This window comes from Shewanella sp. VB17 (genome assembly GCF_013248905.1).
Lineage (GTDB): Bacteria > Pseudomonadota > Gammaproteobacteria > Enterobacterales > Shewanellaceae > Shewanella.
The window spans coordinates 2,823,067-2,845,669 of the sequence record NZ_JABRVS010000001.1; the positions used below are offsets into that span (position 1 = coordinate 2,823,067).

19 protein-coding genes are annotated in these 22,603 nt (G+C 40.4%); 11 read left to right on the forward strand and 8 right to left on the reverse strand.

What is annotated here, in order from left to right:
* Positions 1-443 precede the first annotated feature (443 nt).
* The 8 genes from HQQ94_RS12125 (at position 444) to HQQ94_RS12160 (ending at position 12,487) form a co-directional block, all read left to right on the forward strand.
* Entirely contained in the window at positions 444-3,506 is a 3,063-nt protein-coding gene (locus HQQ94_RS12125) for a hypothetical protein (protein ID WP_173294670.1), read from the forward strand.
* A gap of 480 nt (positions 3,507-3,986) precedes the next feature.
* A complete protein-coding gene (locus tag HQQ94_RS12130; protein WP_173294671.1) occupies positions 3,987-5,744 on the forward strand; it encodes an acyl-CoA dehydrogenase in 1,758 nt (585 codons plus the stop codon).
* Positions 5,745-6,039: 295 nt separating this feature from the next.
* The gene (locus tag HQQ94_RS12135) at positions 6,040-6,372 is read left to right on the forward strand and encodes a DUF1904 family protein (protein WP_173294672.1); all 333 of its coding nucleotides are present in this window, start codon (positions 6,040-6,042) and stop codon (positions 6,370-6,372) included.
* A 10-nt stretch (positions 6,373-6,382) separates the two neighbouring features.
* Complete coding sequence (gene pssA, locus HQQ94_RS12140) at positions 6,383-7,696, forward strand: CDP-diacylglycerol--serine O-phosphatidyltransferase (RefSeq protein WP_173294673.1); 1,314 nt, start codon at positions 6,383-6,385, stop codon at positions 7,694-7,696.
* 318 nt (positions 7,697-8,014) lie between these two features.
* The gene (locus tag HQQ94_RS12145; protein WP_173294674.1) at positions 8,015-8,758 is read left to right on the forward strand and encodes a tRNA-uridine aminocarboxypropyltransferase; all 744 of its coding nucleotides are present in this window, start codon (positions 8,015-8,017) and stop codon (positions 8,756-8,758) included.
* Between the two features lie 297 nt (positions 8,759-9,055).
* Positions 9,056-11,098, forward strand: coding sequence for a hybrid sensor histidine kinase/response regulator (locus tag HQQ94_RS12150; protein WP_173294675.1), 2,043 nt, complete (start codon positions 9,056-9,058; stop codon positions 11,096-11,098).
* 225 nt (positions 11,099-11,323) lie between these two features.
* Positions 11,324-11,557 (forward strand): hypothetical protein, encoded by a 234-nt coding sequence (locus HQQ94_RS12155; protein ID WP_173294676.1) that lies wholly within the window; start codon positions 11,324-11,326, stop codon positions 11,555-11,557.
* 294 nt (positions 11,558-11,851) lie between these two features.
* Positions 11,852-12,487: a hypothetical protein gene (locus tag HQQ94_RS12160; RefSeq protein WP_173294677.1), complete on the forward strand. Its 636-nt coding sequence runs from the start codon at positions 11,852-11,854 to the stop codon at positions 12,485-12,487.
* A 138-nt stretch (positions 12,488-12,625) separates the two neighbouring features.
* On the opposite strand, the gene HQQ94_RS12165 is transcribed toward HQQ94_RS12160, so the two are convergent.
* The 8 genes from HQQ94_RS12165 to HQQ94_RS12200 form a co-directional block, all read right to left on the reverse strand.
* Complete coding sequence (locus tag HQQ94_RS12165; RefSeq protein ID WP_173294678.1) at positions 12,626-13,381, reverse strand: hypothetical protein; 756 nt, start codon at positions 13,379-13,381, stop codon at positions 12,626-12,628.
* 184 nt (positions 13,382-13,565) lie between these two features.
* Entirely contained in the window at positions 13,566-14,780 is a 1,215-nt protein-coding gene (locus HQQ94_RS12170; protein WP_173294679.1) for a pyridoxal phosphate-dependent aminotransferase, read from the reverse strand.
* A gap of 295 nt (positions 14,781-15,075) precedes the next feature.
* Positions 15,076-15,636 carry an elongation factor P gene (gene efp, locus HQQ94_RS12175; RefSeq protein WP_173294680.1) on the reverse strand — a complete coding sequence of 187 codons (561 nt, stop codon included), beginning with the start codon at positions 15,634-15,636 and terminating at the stop codon, positions 15,076-15,078.
* A gap of 25 nt (positions 15,637-15,661) precedes the next feature.
* Complete coding sequence (gene earP / locus HQQ94_RS12180; protein WP_173294681.1) at positions 15,662-16,852, reverse strand: elongation factor P maturation arginine rhamnosyltransferase EarP; 1,191 nt, start codon at positions 16,850-16,852, stop codon at positions 15,662-15,664.
* An 80-nt stretch (positions 16,853-16,932) separates the two neighbouring features.
* Complete coding sequence (gene fldA, locus HQQ94_RS12185) at positions 16,933-17,460, reverse strand: flavodoxin FldA (RefSeq protein WP_173294682.1); 528 nt, start codon at positions 17,458-17,460, stop codon at positions 16,933-16,935.
* A 51-nt stretch (positions 17,461-17,511) separates the two neighbouring features.
* Positions 17,512-17,784 carry a LexA regulated protein gene (ybfE, locus tag HQQ94_RS12190; RefSeq protein ID WP_173294683.1) on the reverse strand — a complete coding sequence of 91 codons (273 nt, stop codon included), beginning with the start codon at positions 17,782-17,784 and terminating at the stop codon, positions 17,512-17,514.
* Between the two features lie 11 nt (positions 17,785-17,795).
* Entirely contained in the window at positions 17,796-18,017 is a 222-nt protein-coding gene (locus HQQ94_RS12195; protein WP_173294684.1) for a DUF2788 domain-containing protein, read from the reverse strand.
* An 84-nt stretch (positions 18,018-18,101) separates the two neighbouring features.
* Positions 18,102-18,881 carry an alpha/beta fold hydrolase gene (locus HQQ94_RS12200; protein WP_173296626.1) on the reverse strand — a complete coding sequence of 260 codons (780 nt, stop codon included), beginning with the start codon at positions 18,879-18,881 and terminating at the stop codon, positions 18,102-18,104.
* Between the two features lie 293 nt (positions 18,882-19,174).
* Between HQQ94_RS12200 and seqA the strand changes: the two genes are divergently transcribed.
* The 3 genes from seqA (at position 19,175) to astE (ending at position 22,603) form a co-directional block, all read left to right on the forward strand.
* Positions 19,175-19,717: a replication initiation negative regulator SeqA gene (gene seqA, locus HQQ94_RS12205; RefSeq protein ID WP_173294685.1), complete on the forward strand. Its 543-nt coding sequence runs from the start codon at positions 19,175-19,177 to the stop codon at positions 19,715-19,717.
* Between the two features lie 31 nt (positions 19,718-19,748).
* The gene (gene pgm / locus HQQ94_RS12210; RefSeq protein ID WP_173294686.1) at positions 19,749-21,401 is read left to right on the forward strand and encodes a phosphoglucomutase (alpha-D-glucose-1,6-bisphosphate-dependent); all 1,653 of its coding nucleotides are present in this window, start codon (positions 19,749-19,751) and stop codon (positions 21,399-21,401) included.
* A 152-nt stretch (positions 21,402-21,553) separates the two neighbouring features.
* Positions 21,554-22,603, forward strand: coding sequence for a succinylglutamate desuccinylase (gene astE / locus HQQ94_RS12215; protein WP_173294687.1), 1,050 nt, complete (start codon positions 21,554-21,556; stop codon positions 22,601-22,603).

Consider the following 22,603-nt stretch of genomic DNA (forward strand, 5'->3'; position numbering starts at 1 on the left):
CCATTGCAGTTCTACAATTATAGACGTAGACATTCAGCAATAGATTATAAAACCTCACACCAGAAATATAATGAGTGACAAAAAGTGGCTTAAAATCTCTACAGAAAAACTTGACTATTACAAAGCCATTAAGATCCTATAATGCAGTGTGTCATAACATTGAGGTTTAATGTTATTTTGCGACCAAACTGTCAGTTTGGGTTTTCTGTAGCATTTTTATATCGTAAAACTAAATCGTGAACAATAATTAAATCATAGTTAAGTGAAGTAATGAATACCGTCACAAATCTCAGGATGAAGTAAGTGACGGTTTATTTCGTTCACGCAACTTAAGTCACGTCGTGGAAAGTGAGATCGATGAGTTTGCCCTGTTACTGATATTCGTATGGTTTCAACACTGCGAAATAGACAGTTGAGCTTAACTTAACGAGAAAGAGCTGATTATGATGAATAAATGGTTAATGGCACTTATTATGATTTTTGTGATTGGTTGCAGTGATAGCGATAGTGCGAACAACAATGTAAACATTGGTGACGGGATTTGCCTTATTGGTGAAGAGGGAACAATTGATTGTACAAATACGGGTAATAACAGTAACGGTATTTGTGAAGTGGGAGAGACAGGCACTGATTGTAACGGGATGTGCGAACCAGACGATGACCTTGATTCATTGGATTGTGGATCTAATAATAACGGCAATGGTATTTGTGAAGCTGGCGAGACAGGTACCGATTGTGACGCGTTATGTTTAACCAGTACCGAATCACTGTCAATAGATTGTAGTGCTAATGGGCATGAGCTAGTGAGTATTTCAGTAACACCAACCTCAGGCAATTTACCCCTTAATATTGCATTAGAGCTGACTTCTATTGGTTTATTTGAGGGAGGGAGAACGTTAAATATATCACGTTATGCGGAGTGGTTTTTTGATGTTCCCGATATTGTCTCTGTTGTTATTCCCGATGATGAAGCATTAGATAATGCTATTGCTACGGCACTCTCTGTTGGTAGTACAGATATTACAGCAAGTGTAGGAGAGAAAACGAGTATAGCAGTAAGAATTATAGTGGCAGATGAGTCGATTATTTCAGGGAGCAGTTTTCTTGAAGCGACACCGAGTGTCATTGCGCTTGGGCTCAGCAGCCAAGTATACGCTAAAGCGCTATTTACTGATGGAAATAGCTATTCCACTGAAAATATCATTGATAGCAATATTATTGCTTGGTCTATTACTGCTTCAGATGCTGTAACGGGTGCTAAAATTTCATCAGAAGGGCTAGTAACCACATCGACCATGACTGGGCCAGCGACATTGACCGTCACAGCAATGGGAGTCGGTGCATATGAAGGAGAAACCGCTAGTATAAATCTTCTGGTGACAGATGAGTCGATAATATCAGGAAACAGTTTTCTTGAAGCGACACCGAGTGTCGTTGCACTTGGGTTAAGTAGTCAGGTATATGCTAAAGCGCAGTTTACAAATGGTGATATTTATTCTACTGAGGATTTCAATGATATTGGTATTGTCAACTGGTCAGTGACGGCTTCAGATGATGTGATAGGCGCATATATTTCTGCTGAGGGTTTGGTTACAACATCGGCCATGACAGAGCCAGCTATGCTCACGATCACAGCAACGGGGATCGGTGCGTATGAAGGGGAAGTGATAAGTGTAGATATATTAGTGACAGATGAGACAATCATTTCAGGAAGTAGTTTTCTTGAAGTTAATCCTAGCGTTATTACGCTTGGATTACCGAGTCAAGTATATGCTAAAGCGCAGTTTAGTGATGGAAATACCTATTCAACACAGAATGTTGATGACGCTGGTATTGTCAACTGGTCAGTGACGGCTTCTAATGGTGTTATAGGTTCTTCCATTTCAGCAGAAGGGCGTGTGATAACATCGAGTATGACTGGTCCGGCTATAGTGACAGTAACTGCCACGGGGGGAGGGGCATTTTTAGGTGAGTCAGCAACGATTGATGTTGTGGTGACAGAGGAAACAATCATTTCAGGTAGTAGTTCACTTGTGGCAATACCGAGTACGGTAGCGCTTGGGATAAATAGTCAGGTATATGCCACAGCAAAGTTTACTGGTGGGCATACTTATTCAACGAAGGATTTAGATGACAGTGGTATTGTTAATTGGTCGGTGACGGCTTCAGATGGCGTGACGGGAGCGAATATTTCAGGTGAAGGGTTAGTGGCAACATCGAGTATGTCTGGGCCGGCTACACTTACGGTTACTGCGATTGGTGTAGGAGCATATTTGGGTGAGGTAGCCAGTACCAATATTGTGGTGACAGAGGAAGAGGTCGTTTTAGGCAGCGCTTCACTTGAGGCTATACCAAGTACAGTCGCGCTAGGTTTCCCCAGTTATGTGTTTGCTAAGGCGTTGTTCACCGATGGAAATACCTATTCAACAGCGGATTTCGATGATAATGGTATTGTCTATTGGTCTGTGACGGCTTCAGATGGTGTGATAGGCGCCTCTATTTCTGCAGAGGGGGAGGTTACAACATCTACCATGACAGGGCCTGCGACATTAACGGTTACTGGGGTGGGCACAAGTGCCTATGGAGGTGAGACACAAAGCATTGAGATAGTGGTGACTGATGCGTTAGTTATTGCTAATACGCTTTCTTTGGCAGCAGCACCAACAACTATTGAAGCAGGGGACACCAGTCAGCTATCTGCGGTAGCGGATTTTACCGACGGCAATACTTATTCAATTAATAATGAAGACATAGATTGGTCTGTCACGGCTTCAAATGGAAACATGGGGGCGACGATTTCAAGACAAGGATTGGTTAGTACAGTGGCTATGGATGGTGCTATTACTACGCTCACGGTTAGTGCTACGTATGAGGGGGAGGTTAAAACGATAGAGATTGATGTCATTGCAGCGACGGCTTGGTCTGGAATCGATGTTTGCGGTAATACGGTGAATGATAGGGGGATAAGTAATGCGATAGGCACATGCTTAAAAGTGGCTGACGACAGTGTAAATAGTCGACTTTTCACTGGGACACCCAGTCTTGCGGTAATGACGACATTAGGTTATGTGCAGGCTAATGGAGATTCAGCGGTTAATTCTGGAAAAAGTTATAATTTTGCTCATGGTGAAAGTGGATTAAACGGACCTGTTGGTGATTTTGTACGTTTTGATCAAATGTTGATAGGTGGAACGAGTGGGGATAGCATTACGGCTAGTGGTGTTGATGGTCAGTTTGACCGATGGTGTCAGGATTTAGCAAGAATTTATTTTTATAATAAGAGTGACTGGCGACGACCAACCATTGCTGAGTTATTGGCTTTTTATAGTGATAAAGGTGATATGTATCCGACTTATGGTTGGGCAACCGTTGCTTTTTATTGGACGAGTGAGGTCGCGATTGCATCGCCCACCGAATTTACTGATGTAGGCTTGCGTTCAGGTGGTGGCACTACTGATAATGAACCGACTGAGGGTTATTATGGTTCGTGTGTATCAGGACCCTAATGTTCCATGTGCCGCTGTTAACTTTGCGCCCTTAGGGCGCATTTTTTGTTTGCCCAGCAAAGCAGGCAAACCCAACAGGTTGAAAGAAACCAGTATCACCCCGACTTAAGGGGAAGATAATCCGAATGGCAAGGGCGTTACTGGTTTACGGAAGAGTCTGATGTAAGCCATAGGAAGTGGGGTGTACACAACTAACCGTAACCAGCTTTGGCACTATTGGTGTGTGAGCGTGAAAAATAGCGAGAAGTTCAATACAGGGGCCGTATACGAAGTCCGTACGAACGGTTCTGTGAGAGGGATGAGGCGGTAACACCACCCTACTCGATATTCCTCGTACTTTATTTCTTTACCAGATACTCAATGTTTCATGTTGGAGTCATCAGTGTATATGTTAGCAAATCAGTAAAAAAAACTTCCTCTAATCATATTTTTTGGTGTAAATTAAAACAACTGTTTAAATTATATGTTTGAGGCATAATCATGAATCCTTATCAAGCTCCGCTAGCGGAAATGAAGTTCCTATTAGACAAGGTGTTTGATGCACCTCAAACGTGGGCATCATTACCCAAAATTGCAGAAAACGTTGATCTTGATACGGCTGTTGCTATCATGGACGAAGCCGCTAAGATCTGCCGTGAACTTATTCATCCCATTAATAGAAACGGTGATGAACAAGGAGTTGTGTATCAAGATGCTAAGGTGATCACGCCAGACGGTTTTCAAGATGTTTATCGTCAGTATGCTGAAGGCGGCTGGGTTGGTTTCTGTGGTGATCCCGATTTGGGTGGTATGGGCATGCCGAAAATGTTAGGTGTGTTAGTGGATGAAATGGCGTACAGCGCCTGTAATGCGTTTACGCTTTATGGGTCGTTAACTGCCGGTGCAGCGCTGTGTATCCATGCCCATGCAAGTGAGGCATTAAAAAATACCTATTTACCTATGATGTACAGTGGTCAATGGTCTGGTGCGATGGACATGACAGAGCCTCAAGCAGGCTCTGATCTACGTAATATTCGAACGAAAGCCATTCCAAATAACGATGGTAGTTATCGCATTAGTGGCAGTAAAATTTTTATTACTGGTGGCGATCATGATCTGACTGAAAATGTGATCCATCTGGTATTGGCAAAGTTACCCGATTCTAATGCTATTTCGCTATTTTTAGTGCCAAAAATCAAGGTTGGTGATAACGGAAACCTAGGTGAACTCAATGGAGTGAGTGTCGGTTCTATTGAACATAAGATGGGTCTTAACGCTTCATCAACCTGTGTAATGAATTATGATGGTGCAGAAGGTTACCTCATTGGAGAGCCTGATCGTGGTTTAGTCTGTATGTTTACTATGATGAACTATGAGCGACTTGCCATAGGGATCCAAGGTCTAGGAACATCTCAGGCAGCTTACCAGATGGCCGCTGATTATGCTAAAGAGCGCGTGCAAGGTACGGCTGCAGGGAGCTCGCCATCAGGGGTAAACAGTGATCCTATATTAGTCCATGGTGATGTGCGCCGTATGCTACTAAACGTTCGTGTGTTAACTGATGCTGGTCGTGCATTGTCTGTGCTAACAGGTCAGCAACTCGATATCGCTAAATACGGTGAAGGGGATGCTCAAGCTAAGGCAAGACGTTATGTGGGCTTACTGACGCCAGTAGCTAAAGCTTTTTTAAGTGATCGAGGGCTTGATGCTGCAGTGACCGCTCAGCAAGTATTTGGTGGACATGGTTACATTCGTGAAACAGGCATTGAACAGTTGGTGCGCGATACTCGTATCGCTCAAATTTATGAAGGCACAAATGGCATTCAAGCTATCGACTTTCTTGGACGTAAAGTCACAGGTGATAATGTCGCAGCGTTAACTGAATTTGTTGATGAGTGTGTTGAGAAATTAATGTCATTAACGCAAGTTAATGAAAACCATAGAGCGAGTGTGGTAACGTTACTCGGCGATCTAGTATCGATAGCTGAGCATATTAATAGCAATAAGACGACAAGTCCTGCGCTTGTTAATGCCAGTGCGGTAGATTTCTTGGATGCTTTTGGTTATGTGCTCTATGGTTATTTTTGGTTATTAATGTCAGATATTGCCTCTGGTGAAGCGGATGTTGAGTTTGCCGAGCAGAAGCGATATTTTAGTGATTTTTATATCACTAAAATGCTGCCTAAAGCGCGTTATCATCTGTCTCTTGTGGATGCCGGTGATAGCGTTGTGATGAATATTCCTGAAGCACTATTTTAAACCGTTCGATTAACGTAAAAAATGAGTCTCGTTATAGGATCTCATCTTTTACGTTTTATATTCTCTTGTCTGTTACCGCTGGATCCAAGCTATTTATGTTGTCATTAACGTGGCAATGTCATGTCTTTGATGGTGTGATTGCTTGCAAAATTTGATGTTTTGGTTAATGTGGATGTTTATTGTTCTAAAATCGTACGAAAGTTAAGATGTTAGCGAGGTATTTTGTAGAAAAACCTTGCTGAAACGAGTGTAAATCGGTAATTTCTACTCTTGATAATTTATTTAAAGGATTGACATGCCACACATTCGTTTACGCGGCCTGCCAGAAGCGGTGGTTATTGACTTAAGTCGCACTTTACTTCATGAGCTTGCACAGATTTGTCATGTGGATCAGCAAGGATTCACATTAGACTGGATCCCGAGTACGAGTTACCGTGATGGCTTGTTAGATCTAAGTACAACGCAAGTTGAAGTGCTTTGGTTCCCGAAAGATCATGACACTCACCAATTGGTTGAAAGTGTGATCAGAGAGGCAATCATGATGGCTTATCCCGAGTTACAACATCTATCTGTCATGTTTATGGCATTAGATCCGAGCACTTACTTCCGCAATGGCGAGCATTTTTAAGGAGATGGCCTTGCTGAATAAGCTGGGTGGAATACCGATACAGCCAGATGCTATTCGTTGGTTGCTAACCCCTAAATGCCTAAAAATAGAATTATTGGCGTGCATTAAAAAAGCGAAAAATGCCATCTATATCTCTACTCTTTATTTAGAGGACGATGAAGCTGGCAGAGAAATATTATCAGCTCTGATGGACGCTAAAGCCGAAAATCCTGCATTAGATGTTAAAATCTTAGTGGATTTTCATCGTGCGCGACGTGGGCTTATAGGGCATAAAGGTGATAGTGGAAATTACCTTATGTACCGTAAGGTTATCGCCGCTGCAAAACACCCAATCGAGATTTTGGGTGTACCTGTCAAGTCGCGAGAGTTTATGGGTGTTTTACACCTAAAAGGCTTTGTGGTTGATGATACGGTGATTTACAGTGGGGCAAGTATTAATAACATTTACCTGCATCAGCATGAAAAATATCGTTTTGATCGTTATCATGTGATTGAATCTGTTGAATTGGCTCGTTCTATGCGTCAGATGGTACAAACGTACCTGGTTGAAGATGATGCTGTGTGTTCACTTACTCAAGAAAAAGAGTGCGAGCATTTACCAGAAAAAATCGATATTCGTAGTTTTAAAGCGCGTTTGAGTAAAGCGCATTATGAATTTGAACAAATACGGAGCGGTAACCGTATTACACCTGTTGTTGGACTTGGTCGTAAAAAGAATAAGTTGAATAAACTGGTTGTTGACATGGTCGCGCAGTCCAAAGAGTCCTTGTTTATTTGTACTCCTTATTTTAATCCACCGAATATTTTAGGCCGCGCCCTGGCCAAGCATCTCCGTGACGGAAAGCGTCTGGATATTGTTGTTGGTGATAAAACGGCTAATGATTTCTATATACCTCCAGAAGAAGAGTTCTCTACTATTGGTGCTTTACCTTATATGTATGAGCAATCCTTACGTAAATTTGCTAAGAGTCAGCAATGGGCTATTGAAAATGGTCAACTGAATATCCACCTTTGGAAAGAGGGGAACAATAGCTACCATCTTAAGGGGATGAGTGCGGATGGAAGGTGTCATTTGATCACTGGCAGTAATTTAAATCCTAGAGCTTGGTCACTTGATCTTGAAAATGGTTTATTACTTCAAGATGAAACAGGTTGTTGGCAAGAGAAATTTGAAGCAGAACAAACTCATATTCTCGAGCATACGAAGCGTCTGTATCACTACAGTCAGGTGGATACTTTAAACAGTTATCCAACACCTGTGCGTAAAATTATGAGGCGCATTCGTCGATTAAAAGCCGATTTTTTGTTAAAACGAATTTTATAATTTAACGGATTTTTTGTAAATAAAATATGAAGCCTGTGTTCACAGGCTTTTTTGTGTCAGGAACACTTATGCCAATGGATCAGGACGACATACCGTGGGCTTTGTGTCAGGAACACTTATGCCAATGGGTCAGGACGACATACCGTGGGCTTTGTGTCAGGAACACTTATGTCAACGGGTCAGGACGACATACCGTGGGCTTTGTGTCTGGGCCTGCGGATCAGTGTTTCTGATATGCCTTGAGCTTTACCCAAACTGCCATTGGCTGTTATTATTAGCCAATCATTTCCGTTTAGTATTAAAAGTGAAAATACGTCTATGAGTGTTAAGCTGCACGCAGTGCATCAGCTTTATCAATATCGAAAAGCGATATCAAGTAGGCCCTATGGTGCACGTGGTAAAAAACTGATCCGGTGTGAACTTTGTCTATTATCTAAGCAGTATTGCACCTGTGAATGCCGTCGACAGCTAATGTCTAACAATGCATTTTTATTAATAATGTATGATGATGAAGTATTAAAACCAAGTAATAGTGGCCGGTTGATTGCTGATTTAATTCCCGATACCCATGCATATATTTGGTCGCGTACACAAGCCAATCGAAAAATGATGCTTGTTATTGAAAATCCGATTTATCAGCCTTTCGTCGTTTTTCCCAGTGAATATGCCTGTGAAGATCAGCAAATATTGTCTAAAGTTGAACCCTCTATGATACAAAAAGGCAAAACTCCGTTATTTATTTTACTTGATGGAAGTTGGCGAGAGGCCATAAGGATGTTTCGTAAAAGCCCTTATTTACATGGTTTGCCTTTATTATCTTTTACGCCTGATACTGTGGCTAAGTACGGTTTGCGTAAGGGTAGCCGTGACTTTCAATTGGGGACTGCAGAGGTGGCAGCACTGGCACTGGCAGCAGCGGGAGAAATTGAAAATGCCGCATCACTTAACATTTGGTTCGAGTTGTTTATCGAATCCTCAATATTTAGCCGCAGTCGTAAGAGTACTGACGATTTATCACCTTTATTCGCATTACGATCTCAGTTTATAAATTCTTGTCAATAACCAACTACCATAATACTTTTCTTAAATGTAAGTTGATCACAGTCTAAATTTACTTTTTATATATTGCGATTGAATGAGTCAAATCATGTGACTCTGGTTATTTTGGTGATAAATAGTACACTTTAAGTGTGTAACATAGACGTTAACACTTTAACTTATCAATTAAATAACAATTTTACGTATATTTGTAAGCAAATAGTGACAGAAAAGGTGTTGTTAGGTTACTCTGTGGCGGAGTAGTAGATTAATTGAGAAGCCCTCTCGGCTTAAGGTTGGTAATGTTGTTAAAAGATCGTCATGAAGTTATGGTTATGCCAGATGAAGTGTAAACCTTACTCTTTCGTTTGTCTGGTTATTGGATTGGCTGTGACGTTATTTATCGATGGACTATTTTGGAGTCACTCGCAGAAAGAGTTCAGCCGACATCATGAAAAAAAATCAGCTGCGGCAGTCATCGCTGCACATGACATGCTGCAGCAACACCGAACCATTATCAAGGCCATCGACTCATTTTTTAGTGCTTCTATCTTGGTCACGAAAGCTGAGTTTACCGAATTTACTCATGAATTACTTAAGATTGAATCAGCAGTGGCGTTTACTGTTGATGACGACAATAAATTAGCATTTATCTCTGATCCCTCCTTTGAGAGCGAAATGGAGCTGGGTAAGTTCTCAACCAATGTTGACGGCGAGTTAATCTTTGAAATGCCTGAGTATTCAGCTTTTATCATACCGATTGATGAGCCGGATCTGCGTTATATGGTGTACGTGATATCTCATCAGCGTGTGCTTAACAAACTTAACAATGAACTTGAGATCTGCATTAAGTATTCAATAGGGGATAAAACACTGAGTAATGGTTACTGCCAAATTGAAAAATCCAGTTTGCAACAGCTATTCTTTTATTATCAAAGTGAAGACTATCATTATGAGTCTGAATTTAACGCTGAAAATTACAGCCTAAAAACCTGGTACTCACCATCAGGAGAAGAGATCAGTGAAGTGCTGTTGATCATATTACTCTTCTCAATTACAGGCATTGGTTTTTCTTTTCTGCTGTATCTTAAAGTTGAACAAAAAAATGCGTTGTACAAAATGCGCATTGAAACCAATTCAAAAGTGGCTGTTTTATCAGCGATCAATCACGAAATACGCACACCAATTAACGCTGTGCTCGGGTACAGCAAGATGCTCAAAGATTCAGGTCACTTTGCACAGCAAGATGAAATGACAGTCAACAAAATTATTTGGTCGGCAAACCTACTTAACAGTGTGGCTGAAAATACCTTGAACTTTAGTAAAGCCAGTGCAGATAAATTGACGCTTGATAATCAAGAAACAGATCTGTGTGAACTTATTCATAATATTCAAGATTATTATCTCGCATTTAGTGAGACACACGATAAAGCATTAAATATAATCATAAAAGACCCACTTCCAGAGAGAGTATCTTTAGATAGCACTAAACTTTATCAGTTAACGACCAATATCATCAACAATGCATTTAAGTACAGCACGGGTAAACAGGTTAACTGTCACATAGATTTAAAGTACTATTACAATCGCCCTTTTTTAAGAGTGGCGATTAGAGATTTTGGTAAAGGAATGTCAATCAGCTCTATAGAAGCTATAACCCGTCCTTTCGCGACAGATTTACATAATACGCAGGTATTGCAATCAGGCATCGGGATAGGCCTATATACGTGTAAACAGGTGATAGAGAAAGTGGGCGGAAAAATAATGATCCGCAGTAAAACCGGAGAAGGGACACTTGTGATTATTCGTTTTCCTTTAGGGCATGTTGAACAGGTTGCTCAAGCTGATGAACAGCCAGTATTAACTGAAGGTATCATGGATAATAAGGTGAATGATCAACAAATACTTGCTCATTTGAATATCCCTGAAAACCTTCAAGATATTGAAATAAAAAAAGAAAATATGAATAAGTATCAACTAAAAGAACTATTGTTGGTTGATGATAATTTATTCAATTTAGAAGTGTGTAAAGCCATGTTGGAAAAATATGGTTTTAATGTGACAACCCAGAGCGATGCAATATCAGCTAAACAATATTTGATAGAGATGACGCCTGAAATTGTGTTGATGGATTATCGACTTGAAGATACCAATGGTTTAGCACTTATCGATGAACTGATGGATTTACAAATTTGTCAAGAAAGAGAAAAAGACATCAAAAAGACCTATTATTTTATTCTATCGGCGAATGATAAGGCTGAGATCCCTTTTCACGAAGAATACCCAGATGTATTTTTTATGCAAAAACCTCTCAATATGGATATTTTTATTCAGCAACTCGACAGCCTTTATACGGTGAATTAACTTCTTACTAGATAGTGACTTTTCTCTATTAAAAGCCCGCTATACTTTCACTCATATATGTTCGTGTATTGGTTTCTAAAGTCCTAGTGGGTTCTTTTTAGAACAATGAGTCAACTTGACGGCTGTGATTCACTTTGCGTAATGGATAAGCTTTCTCTATATTGAATAGATAGCAGGGATCGTTACAGAATTGCTTACGCGAGTGAAGTGCCCAAGGAATGACTTATGTATGCCAATATTAGTTGTGCGTTAAAATATGTTTTGTTTACCTTATGGTTTGGGGCGATAGTATGTATGCTAAATGTATCTAAATCTGTAGATGTACAGGTCCATGTTTTGATGCAAGATGATAGCGCTATCAACATTAGTTTTAATCGTTATCAAGCGGGTTATGTTTGTCGTGAAAGAGGCTGGGAATTCTGCTTTAGCTGGTCTTATTCTACTCGTCGCCTTGCCTGAATATCCCAGGAGGTATCTTCATTTTTTTTAATGCTATTGATTAAATTGTATATTATTGTTAGTTTTTGGTTGTTAGAGATTTTGTATTTTGGTGATAGCTCCTTAGTACATACATATTCGTAATATTAAAGCATATAAAAATAATGAATGCTGTAGATAAAATTTCAGTATTCTTTAAACATAAAGTTATACATTAATGACATATTACTGATAGTAATATGTCATTGTTATTTAATTACCAAGGATGGCTGCCTCTTTCATATTCATGTGTGGGACATGGCGCCTTAAAATATAATGATGAAAATAAAAAAATCTGTCAGTCAAGTAATCAGTGGTGCTTTATGCTGCATTGGTTTATTAACAGTACCTGTAAATGCCAGTCAAGAAGGCTTTATGTCTACTGCGATTTCTGATCCTATTATGAGAGAAACCTATCGCCAATCATTTTTTATTAATAAAGGTCAAAGGAAAACCTTTTGGCACACCTTTTCTAATACACAAAGTTATAATCAATTGGCCGCGTTTGTTGCCATTTCTTACGGCGATTTACTGAGTGTTTCATGTAAAGTGTCTTTATTTGATGGAAATAGTCGATATGCTTTTAAACAATTAAACTGCAGTCGTAGTCAACAATGGGATCCAATGACACCTGATGTACCAGTGTTGGTATCGACATTACGTGCTAAAGTTGAAATTTACAATGCTGATTGGACTAAACCCAGTAAACATGTGTCTCTTATCTTAACGCCTAATTTTGCGAATCAAGACGATGTGGATCAGGATGGTATGCCAGCTTGGTTTGAAATTTTGCGCAATCTTTCTGACAATAATGCGTTAGATGCTGCATCAGATAGTGATAATGATGGGTATACTGCATTAGAAGAATACCTCGGTGGATCGCATCCAGAAGATGCTAACAGTACGCCATAAATAAGTGGGCCTACAAGATTGGTGACTTAGTTGATTTAAGACGCTATCGTGTTTTAATAATTCAATAGCCTAGTAAAATGAGGCTATTGAATGGAAAGTTTCATCTATTTAAGCAACACATCAATTGATTATAATCTGCTATTCTTTTTGACTCTGTTCTTTGTTCGCTTGTTGTAAGTAGCTTTCAAACAGTCCTTCTAATTTCATGTCACGAAAGATATTAGCTAATTTAACGGCAATGTCACTGTGGCGTTTATGCAAATAACAATAAAGTTTAATATTGTCTAATAAAGCTGCGGTAATAATTTTATTATCAATAAACTCTTTAGTGGCTAAGAGGTCTTTAGTCAGAGCGGTAGTATTGATGAATATGTCTATTCTCCCACGTTCTAGTTTACGTAAAGAATGAATAGGATCTGATGAGTCAGTCAACTTTTCAGCACTGATATGGTTTGATAACCGTTTAGCAACCCCAAAAGTACCACGATAATATTCCACCTTGTATTGGCTTGTTTGGATATCATGCCACGATGAAATTTTTATGGATGGATCATAAGTAAAAGCACTGATCTGCCAATTACTAATGGGTTCTTCTACCCGTATTAAATCCGGATGTTTTTCGCCATAGGTAAACACTCTGCTCATTTCCCCATCGATGGAGCCAAAATCTGCCATTTTACTGGCTCTAATAACAGGGACGACAATGTATGAAAAATCCATGTTAAGTCGAGAGAAGGCTTCTGTATAGATTAATTCAATGGATCTAATGTGCGGGTTAGAGTTTGGCTCTGCAACAAAAGCGAAGTGTATATTTTGTTTATCTGCTGCTTGAGCAGTGATGGTAGATATGGCATATAAGAAGAGAAAGCTGATTCGAGAGCAGTAGATGCCCATATTATCTCCTTAGAAAAATGGTGAACGTTTGATCCAAGTAATAAGTATAGACAACAGGATGTGCTGATGAGGATGAAATCAAGATATATTAATGATGATAGGGTGTGTTGGATTCAAATCATATTTAAGATTTAGGGTAATAATAAAGCGACCTATAAGCCGCTTTATTGAAAAACTTACACATCTATTGCCTATAACCATCCATAAAGTGAGCAAATTCAGTAAGGGCTTTTTGGAGATCTTCTTTATGAGGAAGAAAAACAACACGCAGGTGATCAGGCTCTGGCCAGTTAAAGGCGGTGCCGTGAACTAAGAGTATTTTTTTCTCTTTTAATAGATCAAGGACGAGGCGTTCATCATCGCGAATATTGAATTTTTTATTATCTAGTTTAGGAAAAGCATACATTGCACCTTTAGGGCATTTTACACTGATCCCTGGGATAGAGTTTAATAGCTGGACGCAGGTGTCACGTTGGACTTTTAAACGGCCTTCATTAATCAATAGCTCATTAATACTTTGATATCCACCTAGTGCAGTTTGAATAGCGTGTTGGTTGGGCACATTAGCACATAAACGCATTGATGCTAACATCTCTAGGCCTTCAATATAACTTTTGGCCGCTTTTAGATCACCTGAAAGCATCATCCACCCGACACGAAAACCTGCAGCGCGATAGGATTTAGATAAGCCATTAAAAGTCACGGTGAGGATATCATCTGACAGACTAGCTGCGGGGACATGCATCGCATCATCGTATAAAATCTTGTCATATATCTCATCGGCGAACAGAATTAAGTCATTGCGTCTGCAGATCTCAATGGCTTCAAGCAGCAATGCGCGAGAATATACTGCACCGGTTGGATTATTTGGGTTAATTAATACTAATGCACGGGTTCTAGGGGTTATTTTGGCCCGTATATCATTAAGATCGGGAAACCAATCAGCGTCTTCATCACAACGATAATGTTGCGCTTTACCACCAGATAAATTAACAGCTGCTGTCCATAAAGGGTAGTCAGGTGAAGGAATAAGCACTTCATCGTCAGTATTAAGTAGGCCTTGCATTGCCATCACAATCAGCTCAGAGACCCCGTTGCCAATGTAAATATCTTCGATATCTACCCCGAAAATACCTTGTGATTGGTAATGCTGCACAATGGCTTTACGGGCAGAAAATAACCCTTTGGATTCACAGTAGCCTTGAGAGCTGGGTAAATTGAGGATCACATCACGAACAATCTCTTCCGGTGCTTCAAAGCCGAAGGGAGCAGGATTGCCAATATTGAGTTTTAAAATACGATGCCCTTCATCTTCAAGGCGGCGTGCTTCTTTATGTACCGGCCCCCTGATGTCGTAACAAACTGAATCTAACTTGTTTGATTTAATAATTGGACGCATTCACAACCTCTAAAATGCTAAGTCAGTATAAGGGGTATTCTCGTGCTTTTAGGTAAAGCCTAAGTACTGGGACAATAGCGAATTATGGGGACGTTGAACAGTGATTTATAGCGTTTTTGATAAGGTATGTTATTAAGTGGCAGACTATCTCACTTAAATTAGGTTCTCATTATGATTTTTTTAGGGTTTTATATGGGAAAGTAATATATTTAAGTTTGATACACTGCAATTTTTATTTTGGCATAAAAAAACCAGTGTTTATCACTGGCTTTATCACATGAATTAATCGTTACGCTTAAACACGTTTTTTAAATTCATTTGTACGAGTATCAACTTCAATCATATCGCCGGTTTTAACAAAATCGGCTACGCTAAGTGTTGCGCCACCAGCGATAGTGGCAGGCTTCATGACCTTACCCGACGTGTCTCCACGTGCTGAAGGCTCTGTGTAAGTCACTTCACGTACGATAGTGATAGGCAATTCCACAGAGATGGCTTTTCCTTCATAGAAGGTCACGTTGCAGGTGTCTTCCATACCATCAACAATGTAAGCGGCAGCATCACCTAAATTATCAGCTTCTACGTCATATTGATTATATTCTGCATCCATAAACACAAACATAGGATCAGCATAATATGAATAGGTACATTCAAGGCGCTCTAAGATAATATCGTCTAACTTATCATCACCTTTGAATGTCGATTCAGTACTCGAGTCGATGAGTACGTTCTTTAATTTTAATTTAACGATAGCGGCGTTACGGCCTGAACGTGTTGTTTCTGTTTTTTGAACAACCCACGGGCTGCCATTTAGCATGATCACGTTACCAGGACGGATTTCATGAGCAGTTTTCATTACAATATTTCCTATTTTTAGACTTCTATTTCAGTGCAGCATCTTCGCAACTTTGGACAAATTGAATGAGTCGAGTAGCAAGATCTGCATTATTTAATGCGATATTGGGCCATTTCTGTGCATGATGCAATATGGCTAAACGTTCAGAATCAAGATTATGCCAATGCATTTTTACATCGCTTTGCTTGCCTTGATTGAAAGCAACGTTAAGCATTGACCAAGACTTAGCTATTTCTGGAGCAAGATTATCGCAGTAAATCTGCATAAAAGCTTCTAATTTTACAAGGTGATAATCATCTTCTTGAGGATAGATGTGCCAAATAAAAGGTTTGGCTGCCCATTGTGCTCTAAGAAAAGAGTCTTCTCCACGCACAATGTTGAGATCACAACTCCAGAGTAGTCTATCGAAGCCTTGCTGATCTGTCATTGGTAAAATGTGCAAGGTTAAGCTTTGATGCACTATTTGTTGACCTGACACAAGCGCTTCAATGGGACAAGGCAACAAATGTATTAAAGAGCGTAAGCTACGGCCTTTAGGGATAAGCAGGTGTATTTTGTGCTCAGATGTTTGCCATAGTGCGCACAGTGCCGCTAATGCTTGCGTTTCGTAACTAAATACACTGATGACTTCATCATGGTTATGTATGCCAGTGAGGCCGAGTTGTGTAAATAAGTCGAGTTTGTTTTGAGGGTGCGATTGCCATTGCTCTCGTTCGTTAAATAATGCTTTTTCACAAATGAGTCCCCCCGTTTTAGGCGTAAACCCTGGGAAGTAAAAAAACTTTTTTAATCCACTGGTTTGTAATGAAGGCAAACCATGGCATTCATCAACCCAAGTCTCTGCACTTAAATATTCTAGATTCAGCCATAAAGGCGGAGTTGCATCAAGTGAATCTTGTCGCTGGTTAAGCTGTTCAATGACGATATTAGGTAACTTACAGGCAAATGCTTCAATAATAACGTGACCCGGTATATAGACGATGTCTAATGGGGTGTTCCATTGGTGTATATTAATGCCATCAATATACTGGGTCATGAGTGATGGATCTAGTTGAGGCAATATATGGGAAAAACTAAACAAATCATCTACCCAAAGATTGATGATTAATGGGTACTCGAGTACTAACTGTTTGGCTAAACGCCAGCTCACGCCAATGTCGCCGTAGTTATCGACAACGGCACAAAATATATCCCAATACTGTGTTCTGGGGGTCATTAATGGTGATTCTTACGCTATATTAATATAAAAAAAGCGGCAATGAGCCGCTTTTATGGAGTCGTGCTGATGAGGAAAGCTTAATCTTCTAACTCAGCCAAACACATTTCTTCGTATATTTGCTTAACCCACGCATCGACTCGTTCTTCGGTGAGTTCTGGTTGACGATCTTCATCGATACCTAAACCCACAAAATGTTTATCATCGGCTAATCCTTTCGATGCTTCGAAATCATACCCTTCACTAGGCCAATGGCCGATGACAATTCCGCCACGGGTTTCAACAATTTCATTGACCATGCCCATCGCATCGAGAAAATACTCAGCGTAGTCTTCTTGATCACCGCAGCCAAAAATAGCCACGAGTTTATCTTCGAATTTTATTTGCTCTAATTCAGGGAAAAAATCATCCCAATCACATTGAGCCTCACCGTAGTACCAAGTGGGGATCCCAAAAAGCAGCAGATCATATTCTTGTATCTGTTCTTTGGTACTCTTTGCGATGTCTTTGACATCGACCATCTTTTTACCCAGTTTTTTCTGGATCATTTTAGCGATGGCTTCAGTGTTACCGGTATCGCTACCGAAAAAAAGACCTACAGTTGCCATTGTCTTTCCTATTTCTCATTAGCTGTATTTACTGAACATTGTCAAACTTGGTTAAGTATTAACTTGAGTTTGCAATATCAATTCGATTAATTCGCTTCGACTAATGTTACTGTCCAAAGCTTTTTCATTCAAGGCGTCATATAAATCTTGTGACACCTTTAATTCTATCCGTTTTAATCCATTGGCTTTATCACGCTGGATTTGGTTGCGTTTATTGACTTTTAATTGTTGGTCTCTAGGTAACGGATTACTTCTAGGACGTCCACGTCGCTTCTCTGTCGCGAATAAATCAATTGTGGTTCTATCTGATGTTTCTTTAGCCATGTAATTAATCGTTAACCAATGCCTGAGCCTTCCCAGAACACCTGTATTAATCCCTTTGCAATAAACCCGGCACAGCCGAGAAATAACACAAGCCAAACAATGTTTCGGCCAAATTTAGGCACTTTGCCCTGTTTTAGCACATCATGTATGGCCATACCGATAAAGAAAAAAATCGATGCGAAGAATAGGTTTAGACCTAATGCTTCAATTTGTTCCATATACTGAGATAACATTTAACGCTTCCTCAGGCCAAAAAGAGGCGAGAATATATCATAAATGACGTGTGTCTGCTATATGCTTAAATAGCTAAAAGTGGATTATTTACGATCATGTTTACGGAGAAACTCAGTGACGATCCGATTGAAAATGACAGGTTTTTGAGCATGTAACCAGTGACCGGTGCCGGCGATTGTCTTCGCATTAACATGAGAAAATTGCGCCATGATGGCTTGCCTATGATCGGCCGTAACATAATCAGAGTCTCCACCACGGATCAATAAACAGGGTCCTGAATAAACGTCGTTTGCAGGTAAATGATGGTTGTGCCAAGCAATGATATCGGGATAACACTCTACTAATCCCGTTAAGTTCATTTTCCACTTAAACCCAGTTTCATCTCGAACGAGGTTTTTTAATAAAAATTGCGCTGTGGCTTCATCTATCTCAGATAGTAACAGCGCGCTAAGTGCTTGAGAACGGCTGTTTAGTTGATTTAGGTCAATTGACATGAGGGCCTCAAACACCTTGGTATGATGTGGCTGGTAACTCACAGGTGCAATATCGGCGGCGATGACACTGGTGACACGTTGAGGAAATGAGAGCGCCGTTGCCATGGCGATTTTTCCGCCCATGGAATGGCCAACAACATGTGCTTGCTCTATTGAAAGTCTGTCCATTAACTCAATGATAGCGGCAGCTAACGCGGGGTAGTTCATGACAGACCAGTGGGGGCTTAATCCGTGGTTTGGCACATCAAGGCGTATCACTCGGTAATCTTGCTCAAGATGTTTGCTTAAGTTGTTTAAGTTGTCTAAGTTGCCGAAAAGACCGTGAATTAAGATCACAACAGGGCCTTGGCCTGTAGAAATGTAGTGCATATCAAACTCGTCCCAGTGCAAATTGACAGACATTGTGCCTCTAGTGACCTTATTTTGACAACAATCAAAACAAACTTCACGGTTGAGACGACGTCTTTTTATACAAATTGGTGAAAATGATGCATCTAAAGAGCAAGTATCTAAAAATTGAGAGAAAGAGTCTTTATTCTAAGGCTAAAGATGACATACACTTGTGAAGCGATCGTAACCATGAAAAATGCTCCTTTGACGGTATATTTTTCGCGATCGTTTATTGTCTAGGGCAAACATTTCAATTGAGGAAGACGAAGATCATGAAATATATAGAGGTTGATGAAGAGTTATATCGCCTTATTGCCAGTAAGACCGAGAAGATCGGCGAAAGTGCTTCTGAGATCTTACGTCGACTTTTAGGTCTGGAAGTTAATGCAATAGAAGTAATACCAAAAGATGAACCAGAGATTATTAGTCATCCAAGTTTAGAAACAAAAGCGGACCGGATTATCGACAAACCTCGATTTACCGATCTTCATTCTTACCTTGATAAAGATCGATTGTCTACGGCAAAAGGGGCGGTAGGCCGATTTTTGTTTATTTTGGAAGCGGTATATTTAGCTTCGCCCGAAAGCTTTGCTCAAGTATTGAAAATACAAGGACGTGATAGGTTGTATTTTGCCACATCAAAACAATCGCTACTTAAGGCAAGTGAATCGGCGAATCCAAAAGAGATAGGCCAAAGTGGCTATTGGGTGACAACAAACAATAATACCGCAAAAAAAAGAGCTATTTTAACCGAGGTACTGCAGCAGTACGGTACGGTAGAAGCACAAATAGAGTCGATTACTCACCATATTTAGATCAACACTTTTAGTTAATCAGGAGATAGTATTGATGATTCATGAGCGGGCAGGACAAGTAGCATTACAAAAGGATTTGGTGAACATACCTAAGCTGATGAGTCACTATTATCGCTTAATACCCAATGTTGAAATAGACGAACAAAAGGTTACGTTTGGCACTTCAGGCCACCGTGGCAGCGCGTTTAATCATAGTTTTAATGAATATCATTTGCTCGCGATCACTCAAGCGGTTGTTGATCACCGTAATAGAGCCAAGATCACCGGGCCGCTTTATGTGGGTATTGATACCCATGCTTTATCTCAAGCAGCCTACATCACGGTGATTGAGGTCTTAGTGGCTAATGGAGTGAATGTCATTGTTCATCAACATGATGGCTTTACACCGACGCCAGTTATTTCCCATGCGATAATTACCGCAAATAAAGGCCATTACGGTGAAGTCGATGGCTTGATTATTACCCCATCGCATAACCCTCCACAAGACGGTGGGATTAAGTATAATCCTCCCCATGGTGGTCCCGCAGAAGGTGAGATCACTCAATGGATTGAAAACAGTGCCAACACATACTTGCGCCAGCACTTGAATGGGGTGAAACGCGAAGCTTACGCACAAGCCTTATTAAGTGGCAGTGTGCAAAGCGTCGATTTAATTCAGCCCTACGTAGATGACTTAATTAATGTGATCGATATGGAGGCGATTGCTAAAGCCAAAATACGATTAGGCGTCGATCCTTTGGGGGGATCTGGGATCCATTATTGGGCCGAAATCGCTAAACGGTATGAGATCGATATTACGCTAGTTAATGATCGCGTCGATCCTAGCTTTAGTTTCATGCCACTGGATAAAGACGGTAAAATTAGGATGGATTGCTCATCGCCTTACGCCATGTCTGGGCTGTTAAAGTACCAAGATGATTTTGACCTGTGCGTAGGCAATGATCCTGATTATGATCGCCATGGCATTGTGTGTCCTAGCAGTGGCTTGATGAACCCGAATCATTTTCTGGCTGTGGCAATTGATTATTTAGTGACGCACCGACCGCAATGGTCTGAGTCGTTAATTATCGGCAAGACTTTAGTATCAAGTGCCATGATAGACAAAGTATGTGCTCAGCATCAACGTGTTATGTGTGAAGTTCCCGTTGGTTTTAAATGGTTTGTCGATGGGTTAGCCCAAGCTCAATTCGCTTTTGGTGGTGAGGAGAGTGCAGGTGCCGCTTTTTTAAGGCGAGATGGGACGGCTTGGACCACAGATAAGGATGGGTTTATTTTAGCACTATTGGCTGCTGAAATATTGGCCGTCACAGGGCAAACGCCAGCACAGCGGTACGCAGAATTGGTCAAGCTACATGGGGTCAGTTTTTATGCTCGTGTAGACAGTCCTGTGAGCGTACATAAGAAAGCGATGTTTGCTGAGATGATTGCTGGTAAGGTCGATGTCAGTGTATTAGGAACCGATACTTTGGCGGGTGAAATGATTCAAACAGTCTTGACTAAGGCACCTGGTAACCATGCCAATATTGGTGGGATTAAGGTGGTGTCTCAACATGCGTGGTTTGCCGCCAGACCTTCAGGAACAGAAGCATTGTTTAAGATCTATGGAGAGAGCTTCGTGAGTCAAATTCATCTAGATGAAGTGCTCAGTCAAGCGCAAGAAATAATAGATAAAATGCTAACTTAACTATCTGTGAACAACAATGAGTAGCATGCCACTGTCTGATGAGACAATGGGAGTCATCATGCTACGTCTTTTATTTCATTTAAATACCAGGTTTTTACACATTAATTTCTACAGGTAGAAATTAATGTGTAAGCGCCATTAAGGAGTATCTCGTGCTACAAGCGCTCAAAGAGTCTGCAGACTTTTTACAACTCACATTATCTCAGCCACAACATTTTGATGACGCTGGTACATTTATGCTAGGGGATCATACTCAAGTTGCAGTATGGGACACAGGTGTGATTGTGTTTGAACCTAAGGTTGTGTGCGGAAAAGACATTGTGCTCTCTTGTGGCGTACACGGTAATGAGACCGCCCCGATTGAGTTGTGTAATGGGCTTATTAAAGCGCTGCTTGAGGAAAAACTCATCGCTAAACAGCGAGTACTTTTCTTATTTGGTAACCCACCGGCCATTATAAAGGGAGTCCGCTTTATCGAAGAAAACCTCAATAGGCTCTTCAATGGTGCTCATTCTATCGGTGCAGGTTTGATTAATTCAGAGCGGATCCGAGCTAAAAAGCTCGAATTTTATGTCGATAAATTTTTCAGTTCATCTGCCATGTCAAGCCATCAGATCCACTATGATTTACACACGGCTATTCGTGGATCAAAACATGAAAAATTTGCCATTTACCCTTTTAGGCCAGGTCGTCAATACAGTGGTGAGCAAATTATGTTTCTCGAAGCTAGTGGTATAGAGACGGTATTATTTCATCATGAACCCACTACGACATTCAGCTACTTCTCATCTGTTAATTACCACGCGGATGCATTTACGATTGAGTTAGGTAAAGTCTTGCCCATGGGGCAAAATGACATGACACGGTTTATTGCGTTAAATGAAATGCTTGTGCGCCTTATTACAGATAAACCACTTCAACTGTCTCCATTCAATGCTAAGGCAGTGAACTTGTATCAAGTATGCCGTGCAATTAATAAGCGCTTTGATGATTTTGAGTTTACATTTTCCAATGATGTTGAAAATTTTACTGCATTTCCAAAAGGTTATGTTTTAGCCAAAGAAGGGGGGCAGGATATTAAGGTTGAATATGAAACTGAAGCTGTGGTGTTCCCCAATGCTAATGTGCCAGTGGGTCAACGTACCTTATTGTGTTTGAAACCTGCCAGCACAAAAAATATAGACCTCAAGCTGAACGTTTAG

Excerpts from the sequence above, each read along its gene's own strand:
- HQQ94_RS12125 (WP_173294670.1), top strand. The coding sequence starts at position 444 with ATGATGAATAAATGGTTAATGGCACTTATTATGATTTTTGTGATTGGT.
- HQQ94_RS12130 (WP_173294671.1), top strand. The coding sequence starts at position 3,987 with ATGAATCCTTATCAAGCTCCGCTAGCGGAAATGAAGTTCCTATTAGAC.
- HQQ94_RS12135 (WP_173294672.1), top strand. The coding sequence starts at position 6,040 with ATGCCACACATTCGTTTACGCGGCCTGCCAGAAGCGGTGGTTATTGAC.
- HQQ94_RS12145 (WP_173294674.1), top strand. The coding sequence starts at position 8,015 with ATGAGTGTTAAGCTGCACGCAGTGCATCAGCTTTATCAATATCGAAAA.
- HQQ94_RS12150 (WP_173294675.1), top strand. The coding sequence starts at position 9,056 with ATGAAGTTATGGTTATGCCAGATGAAGTGTAAACCTTACTCTTTCGTT.
- HQQ94_RS12155 (WP_173294676.1), top strand. The coding sequence starts at position 11,324 with ATGTATGCCAATATTAGTTGTGCGTTAAAATATGTTTTGTTTACCTTA.
- HQQ94_RS12160 (WP_173294677.1), top strand. The coding sequence starts at position 11,852 with ATGATGAAAATAAAAAAATCTGTCAGTCAAGTAATCAGTGGTGCTTTA.
- HQQ94_RS12165 (WP_173294678.1), bottom strand. The coding sequence starts at position 13,381 with ATGGGCATCTACTGCTCTCGAATCAGCTTTCTCTTCTTATATGCCATA.
- HQQ94_RS12170 (WP_173294679.1), bottom strand. The coding sequence starts at position 14,780 with ATGCGTCCAATTATTAAATCAAACAAGTTAGATTCAGTTTGTTACGAC.
- efp (WP_173294680.1), bottom strand. The coding sequence starts at position 15,636 with ATGAAAACTGCTCATGAAATCCGTCCTGGTAACGTGATCATGCTAAAT.
- earP (WP_173294681.1), bottom strand. The coding sequence starts at position 16,852 with ATGACCCCCAGAACACAGTATTGGGATATATTTTGTGCCGTTGTCGAT.
- fldA (WP_173294682.1), bottom strand. The coding sequence starts at position 17,460 with ATGGCAACTGTAGGTCTTTTTTTCGGTAGCGATACCGGTAACACTGAA.
- ybfE (WP_173294683.1), bottom strand. The coding sequence starts at position 17,784 with ATGGCTAAAGAAACATCAGATAGAACCACAATTGATTTATTCGCGACA.
- HQQ94_RS12195 (WP_173294684.1), bottom strand. The coding sequence starts at position 18,017 with ATGTTATCTCAGTATATGGAACAAATTGAAGCATTAGGTCTAAACCTA.
- HQQ94_RS12200 (WP_173296626.1), bottom strand. The coding sequence starts at position 18,881 with ATGCACTACATTTCTACAGGCCAAGGCCCTGTTGTGATCTTAATTCAC.
- seqA (WP_173294685.1), top strand. The coding sequence starts at position 19,175 with ATGAAATATATAGAGGTTGATGAAGAGTTATATCGCCTTATTGCCAGT.